Consider the following 14572-nt stretch of genomic DNA (forward strand, 5'->3'; position numbering starts at 1 on the left):
AGGCTTGACCGACCCGACACGCCCTTCGCGGCCCGACGAACAGGCGCGGCAGGATGCCGAGGCGTTGGGCGTCCCGCCCGAGAACCTGCCCGGTGATGCAGACGACGACGAAGAGAGCGAAGTGTTCAAGGTTTGGGACATCAACATGCCGTCCATGCTGCTGTTTCTCGGCTGCGAGACGCAATGGCGCGTCGTCGCGCGCGGCATGTCCGGCCTCTTGTATTGGCTCGGCATCGACTATGCCGCTGCCGCTGTCTTGCTGAAGGCGCGGACGAAGCGGGAAAAACGGCGTTATCCGGCCGCCCAGCTGCTCGATGATCTGCGCGACATGGAGATCGAAGCGCGCGCCATCATGAACGAGGTGCGCGAGTGAGCCTCAATCTCGCCCTCGTCATCAGCGGCAACGCCGCCGGCGCAAAGGCGGCGGCCGAGGAAACCACGACGGCGGTGCGGCAGATTGGCGTTACTGCCAGCCAATCCGCCGCCGTTCTGGCTGCGGCGAATGACGAAGCCGTCGCCACTTCCCGTCGTGTGACGGAAGCGCTCACAGGCCAGGACGCGGCACTGCGTGCGCGCGGCACCGCCGCTGCAGCCAGCCTGAACTCGGTGGCAGGCGCAGCTCGGCTGACCTCTTCGCAGCTGCTCAACCTGTCCCGGCAAGGCAACGATGTCGTGACGATGTTTGCGCTTGGCGCCCCGGCTATGCAGATTTTCGCATCGCAGGCCGGCCAGATTTACGATGTCTTGGAAAGCGGCCCGAAAGGGTTGCGCGGTTCGCTCACCGCGATCAGGGCATCGCTGGCGGCGGCGGCCGCGTCCTTCGTTGGTTTTGTCGGTCCTTTGGGGCTGATGGCGTTGGGGGTTGCCGGCGTCGGGGCCGCGTTTGTCGCCTATGACGCCGTCACGCGTGAAAAAACCAAGTCGACGGATGACCTGCTCAAGGCCCACAAGGCTGCGATTGAAGCACTGCGCGATGTGTGGGGCCAGGCGGCCGATGCAAAGAGCCGTTATGGCCGCGAGAGCATAGGCTCTGCCGCTTTTGGCGTCGAAAGCAGCATCACGGACCTGACCAAGCGGCTGCGCGAAGCCAATGCGCCGACGACGTTCGGAAAGGGCGCGATCAGCGAGGCGATCCTCGGGGCCGTCGAGGACAACCGCGACCTGGTGGGCATGAGTGTGTGGGAGTTCCGTGGAACATCCCTCTTCAAGGCCCTGCAGATGGACTTCGAGGCGTTGCAGGCCACTACGATCAAAGGTGAGCCCGATGTCCTGAGAGTCATCCGCAACCTGGAAGGGATTGGCCAAGCGTCCGACAACGCCGGAATTAGGGCTATCGTCACCGATGCTGTCGCAGCTCTTCAACCGTTTCGGGATCTCGCAACCGCGATCGAGGATGCGCGGCGAAAGCTTGATGCGCTGTCAAAGGACGTAGGCACGCGCGGCCTTCCCGGCTTTCTGCTTTCCCAAGGCACCACGAACCGGCAAGACGCCGGCAATCTCGCGCTCTTTGAAAGTCAGCAGGCCGTAGCCGGCGCAAGGTCGCAAGCGGCCTTCGACGCCGAGATCCAGGCCTTGCGCGCTCGCTCCCCTGAGGAACGCGCGGCGGCCGCCAGATCCCAGGCGTCATCGACCTACAACGACAGTGAAAGCGCCGCCGATCGCCGGCAGCGTATTGAACTGGCGGGCACCAGGGCGCTCATCACCGCCCAGCACACGCTCGACGAAGCGCAGAAGGAGCGTCTCCGCTCGCTCGACCAGACGCTGGCGTCGCAGCAGCTCGACATCAGCCTGATTGGCAAGACGGCCGGCGAGACCGCCCGGCTTAGGATGGAGTTCGAGCTGACCTCGCAGGTCCGCGCCGAAGCAGCCCGCAACAATGTCGCCGTCGACGAGGCCGAGATCCAGCGCATCCGGGAAAAGGCGGCCGAGTATGGCAGAGTGGCCGAGGCGGCAGCCCGCGCCAATCTGGGCAGGGATCTGCAATTCGAGCGCGACCAGCTCGGCCGCTCGCCGATCGAGGCCACGGTTGCCGATCGCCTGAAAAGCGCCGGCCTTGAGGTCGACCTCAATTCCGAGGCGGCGGCCGCCATCCGCGTCAACGAGCTGCTCAAGCAGCAGAAGGATATCTGGGAAGACATCCGCGACACCGGCGTCGACGCGATCGGCAGCATCGTCGACAGCGCGCTCGGTGGCTTTTCCGATATCGAGGATCTCGGCAAGACCCTGACTTCCGACCTGTTGAAGCAGTTCACCGAACTGGCCATCAAAAACCCCTTGGCCAATGCGCTCTACGACAAGGGCCTGCCGACGCTCGACGGGATCGGCGGCATCGGTGGTTTCATAAAGACCCTTCTCGGCGGTGGCGCGCCCGAGGCCGCGGGCGGCCAGGCCCTCGCCACGGCGGACATCACGGCTGGCGTTGTCAATGTGAATGGCGCCCTCGGCCTGGGCGGCAGCGAGGGCGGGCCGCTCGGTGCCATTACACGCCTGCTCTCGGGCGCCAACGACAACAGCGCTGGGGGCGCGGCGCAAACTTCGGCCGGAGGTGTCGGCGGGCAGATCTGGAACTACTTCGCCGGCAAAGGCCTGAAGAGCCACCAGATCGCCGGCATCCTCGGCAATCTCACCGCCGAGAGCGGCCTCAACCCCAACGCCGTCAACCCGAACGGTGGCGCCACCGGCCTGCCGCAATGGCTGGGTTCCCGGCTTACCGGCCTTCTGTCCGACAATGGTGGCAAGGTGCCCGGCGTCAGCGGCCAGCTCGACTATATCTGGAAGGAGCTGCAGGGTTCGGAGAACGGTGTGCTGAAGCGCCTCCTGGCTTCGACCGATGTTCGGTCGGCCACCGGCGCATTCGCCGGCTTCGAACGGGCCGAGGGCTGGTCGCAGGCCAATCCGGAAAACATCGCGCTCTGGCAAAGGCGGCTCACCGCCTCGCAGGATGCGCTCGCCAGGTTCCAGGGCACGGCCACCGCCGCCACGAGGGACCTCGGCACCTTCGGCGGCGGCCTCGGCCAGCTCGGCAATGCGCTCAGCCAGTTTCCAGCCGCGCCCGCCGGAGCCGGTGGTGGCGGCCTTTTGAGCTGGCTTGCCGGGCTGTTCGGCGGCGGCGCCTCCTTGTCCCCGAACGCCTGGGCGGCGATCCAGTCGGGTACTGGCGGCCTCTACGACGTGGGCGGCGCTACCGGCGGCAGCGACCCGCGCAAGGTCGCCGGCCTCGTCCATGAACAAGAGTACGTCATGGATGCGCCGGTGGTCCGCGCGCTGGGCGTGCCGTTCCTGGACAATCTGCGGCGGACAGCAAAGTCCGGCCGTGGCTACTACGAGGGCGGCTACGCCATGCCCGGCGGCGGCAGCTCCGGCTCCTCCTCGAACGGCGGATGGTCGTCGCAGCAAAGCCAGCCGACGCGCATCGAACGGCACTACCACAATTACGCCGGCGTCAGCGTGCGCGAGGAGGAAAGCGACGATGGCAAGGGTGGCCGCCGCGAGGACATTATCATTGAGGAGAAACTGACGGCCGCCGCCAATCGTCCAGGCAGCTCGTTCAATAAGACGCTCAGCGGGCGCGGCGCCAGGCAGCCGGTGAAACGCCGATGACACTGGCCTGGTATCCCCCCGAGCTGCCACGACCGGAACGCGCGCCCTACCAGGTGACGCGCGGCGATGGTCGCACTCGCAGGGCGGAAGATGCCGGGCCGCCGAATGTGCGGCGTCGCTTCTCAGCCGTCGCCACCACAGTCGCGTTCTCGACGATCCTGACCAGGGCACAGCTCGCCCGCTTCGACCGCTTCTTTGACGAGGAGATCAAGCAAGGCACGTTGCCGTTTCTGATGCCGGCGCCGGATACAGACGGCCTGCCTCTACTCACCGAAGACGGCACGCCGCTGCTGACCGACGGAGGCGTGCCGATCCTGATCGCCGAGACGTGGCTCTGCCTTATCGGCCAGCAGATGCCGGCACGCGCGCCGAGCTCGCCAGGCAGCATCCAGTGGCGGGTCTCTTTCGACATTGCGGTGATGCCATGAGGCGCGTCTCGCTCAACGCCCGTCTCGCCATCGACCAAGTCGCCACCGACGAGCTGGAGGTGGTGCTGGTTATGATCGAGCATCCGCTGCTCGATGCGCCGGTGCGGCTTTCGTCCGATAATGCCGACCGGATCTCGGTTGAGCCGCTGATGTACGGCACCCGCTCGACCTGGCGCACCGCCGACGGCTCGCCGTTCCTGTTCATCATGCTCGATGCGCTCGTCCCCGATGAAGAGGACGACGCGCCGGCACAGGCGTCGCTTGTGCTCGAAATCCTTGACAGCGGCATCGCCGATATCCTGACGTCGACCACCGTGCAGGCGACGTGCCACATGGCGATCGTGCTGGCGTCGAGCCCAGACACCGTTGAGGCCGAATGGATCGGCCTGCTGATGACCGGGGCGGAGGGCGACAGTGGCCAGGTCAGCCTCAAATTCTCAATGGAGCCGATCACCGAAGAACCCTATCCAGCCGACCGCATGACCAAGGAACGGTTTCCGGGGCTGCACAGATGAGCTTGATGGCAGCCCAGGGCGATCTCCGCTGGACGCAAGCCTTCATCGGCGTGCCTTTTGCCGACAAGGGCCGGGACTGGACCGGCTGCGATTGTTGGGGCTTCGTGCGCCTGGTCCACGCCGACCATGCCGGCAATGACCTGCCGTCCTATGCAGGCCTTTATCCCAGCTCGGCCGAGCAGCGCGAAGTTGCCGCCATCGTCGCCCGCGAAGCCCAATCGCCGCTCTGGCTGAAGGTGGATGCGCCGCAGCCGCTCGACATCCTCTGGTTTCGGCGCGGCCGCCTCGACGCCCATTGCGGGCTCTTCCTGCGGCCAGGCCTGATGATGCACATGGTCGAGCAGGACTGCTCGAAGATCGAGCGTTTCGACGACGGCTCTCCGTGGGCGGGAAAGCTCACCGGCATGTACCGCTGGAGGGGAGCATGAGCGTCCATGTCACGGCCGCACCCATCGCATTCCAGCCCGACCGCGCCCGCATCGAGCTGACTCTGCCGGCTGGCATGACGATTGCCGAGATGGTGGCACTGGCCCTGCCTGGCGCCAGCGACCCTGTGCTGGAGCGCACCCGCGTGGCGCTGGTCAAGGGTGACGGCATGCAAGTCGTTCCGCGCCCGCTGTGGCACTGCGCGCGGCCGCATGCCGGCGTTCATGTGGTCATCCGCGTTATCCCCGGAGGCAGCGGGCTCAGATCAGTGCTACAGATTATCGTAGCGGTCGCTGCCGTCGCGATTGCCGGCTTCTTTTTCCCTCCCGGCGCTACTCTGCTGGGCTCGGAACTGCTGGCTACGGTGACGAAGACCGCGCTAACCGTTGGCCTGACCGCGCTCGGCGGGCTGCTGATCAACGCGCTTCTGCCGCTGCCCAGCCCTGAGAAACAGGAAAAGCCGGCCTTCGCCATTGCCGGCTGGCAGAATCAGTTCACGCCCGACGCGCCGGTGCCCATGATCATGGGCACGCACCGCTATGCGCCGCCGTTCGGAGCGATGTCCTATATCGAGGTGGTCGGCGATTGGCTCTACAGCCGCGCCGTCTTGCTGCACGGCTATGGGCCGCTGGAAATCAGCGAAGAGAAGCTCGGCGACACGCTGCTGACCAAATTCGACGAGGTCGAGATCGAGACGCGCTACGGCTATACCGATGACGCTCCGCTCACGCTCTACACCAGCCAAGTCATCGAGGAGCGCATCGGCACCGATCTGGAGCGGCCGTTGCAGCACGACGACACTGGCAAGATCATCAAGGGTGAGCCATCCGAACCCAAACCGGTCAGCCGCTTTACCGCCCGGGACACCGCCTGGTCGATTTCGATCCTGTCGTTTCCCGCCGGCCTGATGAAGATCGAGGAGGAAGACGGCGACGAGAAATCCTGGGAGGTCGTGCTCAAGCGGCGCTACCGGCTGGTCGGCACCGACGCATGGACCGACCTGCCGGACCTCACCATCCGCGCCAAGAGAAAAGTCGGCTTCTACCGGGCCGACCGCATCGATTACCCCGTGCGCGGCGCCTACGAGATCGAATATGAGCGGCTGACGCAATCCGAGGCTGAGCCGGGAAACGGATCGCAATTCCTCATGACCTGCACGTGGGTTGTGCTGCAGAGCTTCCGGCCGGAATACCCGTTCAACTTCAGGAAGCCGGTGGCGCTGAGCGCGCTCCGGATCAAGGCGACAGCCCAGCTCAACGGCACGCTCGACACTTTCAACACAATCGACAAGCGCATCGCACCGGACTGGGATGCCGGCAGCGAGACCTGGATTGCGAGGACGACCAAGAACCCGGCCTCCCTGGCGCTGTTTGTATTGCGCGGGCCGGGCCTCTACCGGCCTGTTTCCGACGATGGCATAGACTTCGAGGCGTTCAAGGACTGGCACGATTTCTGTGTGGCCAAAAGCCTGGAATACAACCGCATCCACGATTTCGAAGCGACGCTCGGCCAGACGTTGGCGGCGATCGGCGCCGCCGGCCGCGCCGTCGTCAAATGGAATGGCCGCAAATGGACCGTCGTCATCGACCGGCCGCGTGAGCTTGTCGTCGACCACGTCAATCCAAGGAACTCTTCAGATTTCCGCTGGTCGCCCTCCTACTTCGAGCCGCCGCATGCACTGCGCGTGCCGTTCATCGACGAGACCAACGGATATCAGCAGGCCGAGCGCCTGGTGCCGTGGCCCGGCCATGTCGGCCCGATCGACATCACCGAGGAACTGAAGCTGCCTGGCAAGACCAATCCGGACGAGATCTGGCGTGAGGCCCGCCGGCGGCAATACGAGATCATGAACCGCGCGGTCAGCTACTCGGCCGTCCAGCAAGGCACCGCGCGCACGGCGACAACCGGCGACCTGGTAGTGGCTTCGCGCGACGTTCTGAAGCGCGCCATGCATTCGGCCAGGGTCAAAGCGGTGCGCGGCGACCATGTCGAGACCGATGGGGTCTTCACCATGGCAGCCGACGAGAGCTACGCGATCCGCTTCCGCCAGTTCGACGAGGACGACACGATCGGAACCAGTGTCGTGCGGACGATCGCCACGGTGCCCGGCGAGAGCGCGGCTGTGCGGATGACCGGCAGCGGCGAAAAACCCGTAGCCGGCGACATCATCCATTTCGGTCCCGCCGCCCTCGACAGCATTCCGCTGATCGTCTCCGGCATCACGCGCGGAAAGAACAATTCCTCGGTACTGTCGATGCTGCCGGCGGCACCGATGATTGACGAACTGACCGATGCCGAAGTACCGCCGGCCTGGAGCGGCCGCGTTGGTGCGGAGATCGACCTCTCCCTGGTTCCGCCGGCAACACCGGTGTTCACCAGCGTCGAGACCGGCACCGTCGACACCGGCGACGCCAACGGGCTGATCGTCACGATTTCCCGCGGCACTGCCAACGCCATCCCGGTCGCCGCCTTCAAGCTGCAGCACCGCCTTGTGGGCGCTGTGGTCTGGCAGCCGCCGCTGTCCAGCTCGCCGGCCGACGGTGCGATCGCAGTCACCGGCTACGTGTTTGGCGACGAGGTGGAGCTGCAGGCCTGGGCGGTCAGCATCGCCGGCGTCGACAGCGATCTGACCGACATCGTTTCAGTGACCATCGGTGCCGACGACTTCGTGCCGCCACTGGCGGCGAATTCCTTCCTTTTGCTCGTGCTTTAGAGGACACAAATGGCCGAAAGCCAGATCAACACGACAGACAGTGTCACCGGCGCCGCCGCCGCTATCGACAGCGAACTTGTCGCCGGCAAGCATCATCCCATGCATGGCGTGCGCGACGGCATGGACGAGGCGCTGGGCGGAACGGCCGATGCGGCCGCTACGTCCGACGTCGGCACGTTCTCCCTGATCGCGTTGGTGAAGCGGCTGCTGTCGGTCAAGCTGCCGTCGACGCTTGGCGCAAAGACCGCTGCCAACAGCTTCAGCGTCACGCTTTCGACTGACGACGATGCGCTGCTCGGCTCCGTGACCGAAGCGGCACCAGCCAGCGATACGGCCTCGTCCGGCCTCAATGGCCGGCTGCAGCGCATTGCGCAGAACCTGACCGCGCTGAACCTGCCAGCGGCCGCCACCTGGCGCTACCCCGCTGCTGCTGGCGGCGAGACCGGGGCCGCAGATGTCCCGGTGAAGGCAGCGGTGGTGGGCCAGCGCAACCACATGACCTGGCTGACGGCCGTAAATGCCCATGCCACCGTCGACACCGAAATTCTGGTCAAGGATGGCGCCGCGACTGTCCTCTATCGCGGCTTTCTGAAGGCCGCCGGCGGGCGCCTGGACATCGAGTTCCGATCGCCGCTGTCGTCGAGCGTCAACACGGTCCTGAACGTCGCCAACGTGACCACTGGCGCACAGGTCTACTTCAACTGCGGCGGCTACGTCGCGCCTTAACAAACAGGGAAACTGACAATGGGTATATACAGTACCGACCTCCCGCTGGTTGCCGCTCTGGATGAGGTGATCGGCAACGCTACGATCGAAGGCATTAAGCGCTCGGCACGACAGTCGATGGCCGACCACGCGGAGCAGATCGCGGCTGACGGGCCGATCGCAGATGCGCTGGCAGCCGAGGCGACGGCGCGGGCCAATGCGGATACAGCGCTCGACCAACGCGTCGACACTGTCGAAACAACCGTCGCCTCGCTACCCGGAGAAGTCGCCGAGCGCGGCGACCGCGTCGACGATGTCGAGGCGCTGGCGCTCAGCGGCGTCAAGCCGGCCAAGCAGTCGGTGCGTCTGCTTGTAACGACCGCCACCGATCCGGCCACCATGACCTCCGGCTCGACACTGGATGGCTTGACGCTGGCCGCTAACGACCGAGTCGCGCGTGCCACCCCATCCGGGGCTGCGGCCGACGGCGTGTATGTAGTGCAGGCCTCCGGAGCAGCTATCCGATCAACCGACATGGACACGGAAGCAGATCTGATTGGTGCGCGCTTCGATGTCGATGCGGGAACCCACGCAGCCGAGACCTGGGCTGTTAGCACTGCGGCACCTATCACCGTGGGCACAACCGTGCTTACGCTCATCAAGACGAGTTCTGCCAACGCCACGACAGCCGAGGTGCAGGCGGCAAGGGGAACGTCACCAAACTTGGGAGCTCGGCTCGATCTGTTGGACAGTTCCAGTGGCGTAGCTAGTACGCTGGCGCAGATCGAAGGCCTAAGCATTGCCACGGCAAAGATCACCGAGGGTAGCGGATCCGTCACGCCATATGTCTACAGGACATATGCCTTCGCCAATGCCACCACTTACGAAATTGTCGTTACGGCGAAGGCGGCCGAGAGGGGTGCACTGCAGATATTCAGCAATGGTGCTGGGTCTGGCTGGACAGTCAATTTCGATCTTAACGACGCAACCTTCGCCGGGAGTGGTGCCAACTTCGTAAGCGCCGGCATGACCGCCATTGGCGCAGGCTGGTACGAGTGCAAGGTGGTTGTGCTCACGTCTGCGGCGATATCGTCGCAGCTTCAGGTCCGCATCTCGCCCGACAGCGTCTTCCCGTACACAGGAGATGGCGCCTCGGGAATGTACGTTCGCAGCATCGTCCTGCAGCTTCCGAACACGACGACGAACCTGCTGCCAAGTTCCGACCCTAACAATGCCAACTTCACGAAGTCGGGGAGCACCGCACCGCTCACGACGACACCAAGGGTTCCAGTGCTGCCGCCTCTCCAGACGCTTACCGACAGCATCGACATCCTCGTTAACGGCCGCTTGATCGCCGACAAGATCATCGAGCCCAACGTCTCCGCCAGTCCTTCGGTCTACCACTCGGTCTCGATTGCCAGCGGGGATACCTTTGTCTTCGATGTCGTGGCAAAGGCAGGCGAGAGGACTAGACTAAACCTGTTCGGCCAGACGCCCGCCGCATTCGACTGCACGTTCGATCTGGTGAACGGAACCGCTGTAGGTTCCGGCGCGGCATTAGGGTCTGTTTCAATCACGAAGCTCGGGAACGGCTGGTATAGATGCCGCGTCACCGGTACAGCCACAGGCGCTGGCACCACCACCAATTTTCAGCATCGCATCTATCCTGCGGCGGGCGGTCAGCCCTATGTCGGGGACGGTGCCTCCGGCCTATATCTATACTCATCGTCGATTAAGAAGAACGGAGGCGCGAACCTCTTTGCCTTCTCGACTGACTATTCCAAGGCATACTGGACCAAGAGCACGGGCGTCACTGTATCTGCGAACAGCGGTCGTTACCTGGGCCTGCTCTACGATCCGACCAGCCTCGGTAGCAATTACGACGACGGCAGCGCCGCGCTGGTCGGCAAGAAGTGGACGGCGCTCGGGTCGAGCATCACCATCGGTGCCTATTATGCCGCCACGTTGGCCAGCCAGACTGGGATGGTCCTCACCAACCTCGGTGTCAGTGGTTCATGTCTGGGACTGAGCACCACCGGCTACGCGAGCTACGGCATGTCCGCGCCAATCGCCACCATGCCTACAGATGCTGAGATTGTTACCTTGGAGCCGGGTCCGAACGCCTTCGGGGCTCAGGAGACGCCTCTTGGTGCCTTCGGCGACACGACTTATGCCACTCACTACGGCTCGATCTGGAAAGCCATCCTCGACATCCGTACACGCGCGCCTAGTGCCAAGATCATCGTATTCGGCACTTACAGCGGTGGCCCAGGCCATGCGACCCATCGGCTTGGCCGCACCAACGGACAGGGCAACACGATGGACCAGTTCATGAAGGCGGAGCGCGAAGTGTGCCAGGCACTCGGCGTCCGATACATTGACATATCCCAGAGCGGCATCGGCTACATGACCTCGACGCTGTATATGAGCGATGAACTTCATCCCAATGCAGCCGGTTTCTTGCGCTATGCCACTTATGTTGCTGGCAGCCTTCGGGACATGGTTCGTCGCGGACTGTTCGTGAACTAGCCGTCGTCTGTCGCCTGACCCGGCCTAGACTGACACGACCCGGTGTGGCAGATGTGCTCTGGGGAAAAGATGGGGTACTAAGATTGGATCATCTACTTTCGCCGTTCATAGGCGCGGTCAGAGTGGCCCTGGGAAGGTCGAGAACCGACAGAGAAGCTGAGTTGATGACTCGGTTGAGCAAGTCGCCCAGGCCTTCCATCCTTCTGTTGGGCGATAGCCTGGTGGCAACGTCGCAAGCGCAGATCGGCAAACGCGACCTTATAATGGGTGCAGTCGGCAGGTCTCGCATTGCCGATGTTGTGGCACTCATCAGCCGGATCAAGTCTGGTGGCCTATGGGATAAGGCTGGCGGTTTTGTTGTTGGAGTAGGAATCAACGACGCGGAGTGGCGCGAAGGGGAAGACCTCCAATCGAGGGCAATCTACTTCAGGTCGATGCTGGACGCGCTTGTGCGCGCCTGCTTGGATCGTCCCGTCGCAATTCTCACCATAACGGAGCCGGACAAGGAAGGGGCTCAAGTCGACAGGTTTAGCAGGGAGCTGATCGAACGCCAGAATGCCGAGATCCGCGCGTTCAACCAGCGGGCCATCGTCTTCGATATGGACGCGAAGTTCAGGGCCTCAATGGCCAAAGCCGGGCTGCCAGTTTCGTTCGGCTTTTCGGACGGTGTCCATATCTCAGAGGTTGGCTATCAGCATTGGAAGCCCTTGTTGCACGAGTGCATCCAGGCGATAGGCTCGCGCTAGATCTCGACGAATGGCATGTCTTTAAGGGTTTCCCACTGCTGCTGGGGCGTGGTGCCGGACCACTTTGCCCTTAGCTCGGACGGCTTCCACGCTGTCTTCGGGTCCAATGTTCCGGTCTTGGTGAAAAACGCATTCACACCGCCATCCGATACGGCCGCCAGACCATATCCCTTGGTTGCGCAGAGTTTCGACGTCGCGACCAGGGAAGCGCCGTGATACCACGCGCGAGGGTGCTTCTTGTGGCGATCGAATGCAGGGTCGTAGACAACAGAAATTGAGCGGTCCAAGAAGCTCGGGTTGTATTCGACCGAGATAACCGAGGGTTGGATGTCGAGCAGCTTCTCCAGGAACCAGTAGTCGTTGCCGTCGATATCAATTGAAAGTACGCCGACCTTTGGAAAGGCCGTCCGGATGAAGTCCAGGTTATCCAAATCCAGGAAGCGTTCTTCGATGCGGATGTTGGACGGAAGCACTGCTCGCGCGTCGGCTATCTGGCGGCTGTTCGCGTCGACGAGCAGTCCTTTAAACGAGCCCATCAGCGCTGCGCAATTGAACTGGATCGGGTGAAATCCGAATTCGATAAACGTCTTCGGCGCTCCGGTCTCCTTTGCCAGCCTCAAAAGAATCTGTCCCTCGTCGGATTGGCCGCCGATGCCCTTGGCGATCAAGGACCGATAGTACATGCGCCTGAGGGGCGTAAATTTCTTGATCAGCCTGAGCATCGGTGTCCCTTTTTCCTAGAGGTAGTTGGGTGAGTATCACGGGACCATGACGCATGGAAAGGTTCAGCAGGCGGGCGCTCTACCCTCCGAAAGGACGGTCTGCTAGACGCTGATCGGAGAACGTGGCACCGTCGCCAAAGGGATCGAAAGGGGATGATTGATGGCCAGCGCTGACAACATTATTGCCATGTACGACGATTACTACGCTGATGGCAAAGTGGCTGCCAAACGGGAGATCGCTTCCAAGCAATCGGTCGGGCACATCGAGGCGATCGTCCAAGGCCAGTCCTTCGAGAGGATACTCGACATTGGGGCTGGCGAAGGCGCCGTGCTGGACAAGCTGAACAAGAAGGGTCTCGGGAAGACTTTGGGCGCCGTAGAGATATCGACCAGCGGCATCGAAGCGATCAAGGCGAGAGAAATCGGCAACCTAGCCAGCCTGGATGCCTTCGACGGCTATCATATCCCCCATGCTGACAAGTCCTTTGACCTCGGTCTTGCGATCCATGTCGTCGAACACGTCGAGCACGAGCGGATGTTTTTGATGGAGGCCGTGAGAGTCTGCAAGAAGCTCTATATCGAAGTGCCGTTGGAGCATACGAGGAACCTGGAGCGCGCTATCCGGATGTCCGGGCCATATGGGCATATCAATTTCTACACCCCACTGACATTCGAAAACCTGCTCAAGACGTCCGGCCTCAAAGTTGAAAGGCTGATGACGTTTGCCCACGATCTCGCTTATGAGCAGCACCTGGCCGGCCCGTCGAAGGGATGGTTGAAATACAAGCTGCGAACCGAATTTCTCAGGTTCGCGCCGAAGACCGCAGTGCGCAACATGGCGTACATGGCCGGCGCGCTTTGTTCGAGCCCTTCGAAATAGCGTAATCTTTGGGTTCGGGAACCCTCAACTAGGGTGCCTCTCGGCAACTTGGTCCGGCCTGAGAATGTCCGCCTGTTCGCAATGTGTCAGCTGGTGAACAATTCCTTGTAGCCAGTCGTTACCATCCAGTTCGCCCGGTCGATATGGCTGCGAAGAGCCTGGCGAGCGCGGACCGGCTCAAGGACGGGGTCGATGCCGAGAATGAGCTTGGCCATCTCCTCTTCGCTGGCATTGTCAGCGCAGGCGTCCAAGATCTGCAGGTAGATGGTGAAATGCTCTTTGTCGTAAGCCGTGATGGAGTCCGACCACGGGACTTCTTCAAAGATTCCATGCTTCATAACGAACATGCCTTTCGGATTGCTCCATGCGCCTGGGGGCCGGCGCGCTCGCTGGGGTTCCATTCTCAGGAATTCTGGCGCTGCTGGCGGTCTCGTCAAGAGGCCGGCGCTGGAACCTTTAATGGCCGTTGAAAGCGCGCGATTTGGTGCCAACTGAAGTTGCGCGGAGGTGCCAAGTGATTTTGCGCGCTACACGTCGACGAGGGCCCGCAGCCCCATGTAATACGGGATCAGCGGCCCGCCCTGCTCGGACGGCGGCACATAGTCGATGAGGTCGGCGAGCTTCAACGCCTTCATCTGCTTGGAGTGCATCCAGATCGTCTTAAACTTGTCGGCGCGGTCGCCCATCAAATAGGCAGCCTCGATGATGTCGGTGTCGACGATGGACGCTCCGGTGACGCGGACCAGGTCGCCGGCATCATTGGCGATGTTGTCAGCCAGCACCCCTTTCAGGATGCCGAGCAGCGTCAGCTTGTTGGCACGCTGCCAATAGTCGGTCTGGCGGCGCACGATCAGCTTCTGCGGGTCGTCGCCGGCCAGGATCGACGTCAGGTCCGGAATGCCCCAGGCCTGGGCGCGGACATTGCGGGCGGCCACCTCGCGGCGCGCGCCGATCTTCTTCATCTCGATCGAGTCGGCCGGATCGTCATTGACCGGCTCGGACGGGTCGTTGCCGAGATCCTTCCAGCCGGGCATGTCGACGGAACGCCCGCCCATCGAGAGCTTCAAGGCGATGGACGGGTCGGAAAACAGGATCCCGGCCTGGTAGATCTCAAGCGACTGGACGTGCTCCTCGAACGAGTATTGTGCATAGACGGACGGAACGATCGCGTCCGCGATACGGGTATAGGCGTCTGCCATTTTTCTTTCCTTCAGGGGTTGATGGGCGGAGAAGAGGTGTTGAGATTCAGGTCAGGCCGCGCCGAAAACGATGGCTTTTCGAGAACCGGAGCGGAGCGGACATTAGAGC

13 protein-coding genes are annotated in these 14572 nt (G+C 62.9%); 10 read left to right on the forward strand and 3 right to left on the reverse strand.

Annotated features, from left to right (window positions below):
* Nucleotides 1–4: 4 nt before the first annotated feature.
* From NKH36_RS16775 to NKH36_RS16815, 9 genes are all read left to right on the forward strand, one after another.
* The gene (locus tag NKH36_RS16775; protein WP_352960770.1) at nucleotides 5–373 is read left to right on the forward strand and encodes a DUF1799 domain-containing protein; all 369 of its coding nucleotides are present in this window, start codon (nucleotides 5–7) and stop codon (nucleotides 371–373) included.
* Nucleotides 370–3600, forward strand: coding sequence for a phage tail tip lysozyme (locus tag NKH36_RS16780; protein ID WP_352960771.1), 3231 nt, complete (start codon nucleotides 370–372; stop codon nucleotides 3598–3600). Before NKH36_RS16775 ends, NKH36_RS16780 begins: the two co-directional genes overlap by 4 nt.
* Nucleotides 3597–4028: a hypothetical protein gene (locus NKH36_RS16785; RefSeq protein ID WP_352960772.1), complete on the forward strand. Its 432-nt coding sequence runs from the start codon at nucleotides 3597–3599 to the stop codon at nucleotides 4026–4028. Before NKH36_RS16780 ends, NKH36_RS16785 begins: the two co-directional genes overlap by 4 nt.
* Nucleotides 4025–4543, forward strand: coding sequence for a hypothetical protein (locus NKH36_RS16790; protein ID WP_352960773.1), 519 nt, complete (start codon nucleotides 4025–4027; stop codon nucleotides 4541–4543). The genes NKH36_RS16785 and NKH36_RS16790 overlap by 4 nt, the downstream gene beginning before the upstream one ends.
* On the forward strand, nucleotides 4540–4971 hold the full coding sequence (locus NKH36_RS16795; RefSeq protein WP_352960774.1) for a C40 family peptidase: 432 nt from the start codon (nucleotides 4540–4542) through the stop codon (nucleotides 4969–4971). Before NKH36_RS16790 ends, NKH36_RS16795 begins: the two co-directional genes overlap by 4 nt.
* Nucleotides 4968–7682: a TipJ family phage tail tip protein gene (gene gpJ, locus NKH36_RS16800; RefSeq protein ID WP_352963378.1), complete on the forward strand. Its 2715-nt coding sequence runs from the start codon at nucleotides 4968–4970 to the stop codon at nucleotides 7680–7682. Before NKH36_RS16795 ends, gpJ begins: the two co-directional genes overlap by 4 nt.
* Nucleotides 7683–7691: 9 nt before the next feature.
* Nucleotides 7692–8408: a hypothetical protein gene (locus tag NKH36_RS16805; RefSeq protein WP_352960777.1), complete on the forward strand. Its 717-nt coding sequence runs from the start codon at nucleotides 7692–7694 to the stop codon at nucleotides 8406–8408.
* 66 nt (nucleotides 8409–8474) lie between these two features.
* Entirely contained in the window at nucleotides 8475–10916 is a 2442-nt protein-coding gene (locus tag NKH36_RS16810) for an SGNH/GDSL hydrolase family protein (protein ID WP_352960778.1), read from the forward strand.
* A 173-nt stretch (nucleotides 10917–11089) separates the two neighbouring features.
* Nucleotides 11090–11662: an SGNH/GDSL hydrolase family protein gene (locus tag NKH36_RS16815; protein WP_352960779.1), complete on the forward strand. Its 573-nt coding sequence runs from the start codon at nucleotides 11090–11092 to the stop codon at nucleotides 11660–11662.
* On the opposite strand, the gene NKH36_RS16820 is transcribed toward NKH36_RS16815, so the two are convergent.
* Nucleotides 11659–12384, reverse strand: a complete 726-nt coding sequence (locus tag NKH36_RS16820; RefSeq protein ID WP_352960780.1) for a hypothetical protein — start codon at nucleotides 12382–12384, stop codon at nucleotides 11659–11661. The two genes, NKH36_RS16815 and NKH36_RS16820, sit on opposite strands and share 4 nt — an antisense overlap.
* Nucleotides 12385–12544: 160 nt before the next feature.
* Here NKH36_RS16820 and NKH36_RS16825 point away from each other — a divergent pair, with 160 nt between their 5' ends.
* Nucleotides 12545–13264 (forward strand): class I SAM-dependent methyltransferase, encoded by a 720-nt coding sequence (locus NKH36_RS16825; protein WP_352960781.1) that lies wholly within the window; start codon nucleotides 12545–12547, stop codon nucleotides 13262–13264.
* A gap of 86 nt (nucleotides 13265–13350) precedes the next feature.
* Here NKH36_RS16825 and NKH36_RS16830 read toward each other — a convergent pair whose 3' ends face one another.
* The gene (locus NKH36_RS16830; protein ID WP_352960782.1) at nucleotides 13351–13602 is read right to left on the reverse strand and encodes a DNA -binding domain-containing protein; all 252 of its coding nucleotides are present in this window, start codon (nucleotides 13600–13602) and stop codon (nucleotides 13351–13353) included.
* Nucleotides 13603–13791: 189 nt separating this feature from the next.
* Complete coding sequence (locus NKH36_RS16835; RefSeq protein ID WP_352960783.1) at nucleotides 13792–14463, reverse strand: hypothetical protein; 672 nt, start codon at nucleotides 14461–14463, stop codon at nucleotides 13792–13794.
* Nucleotides 14464–14572: the final 109 nt, after the last annotated feature.

Source organism: Mesorhizobium sp. M1312 (genome assembly GCF_040318115.1).
Classification (GTDB): Bacteria; Pseudomonadota; Alphaproteobacteria; order Rhizobiales; family Rhizobiaceae; genus Mesorhizobium.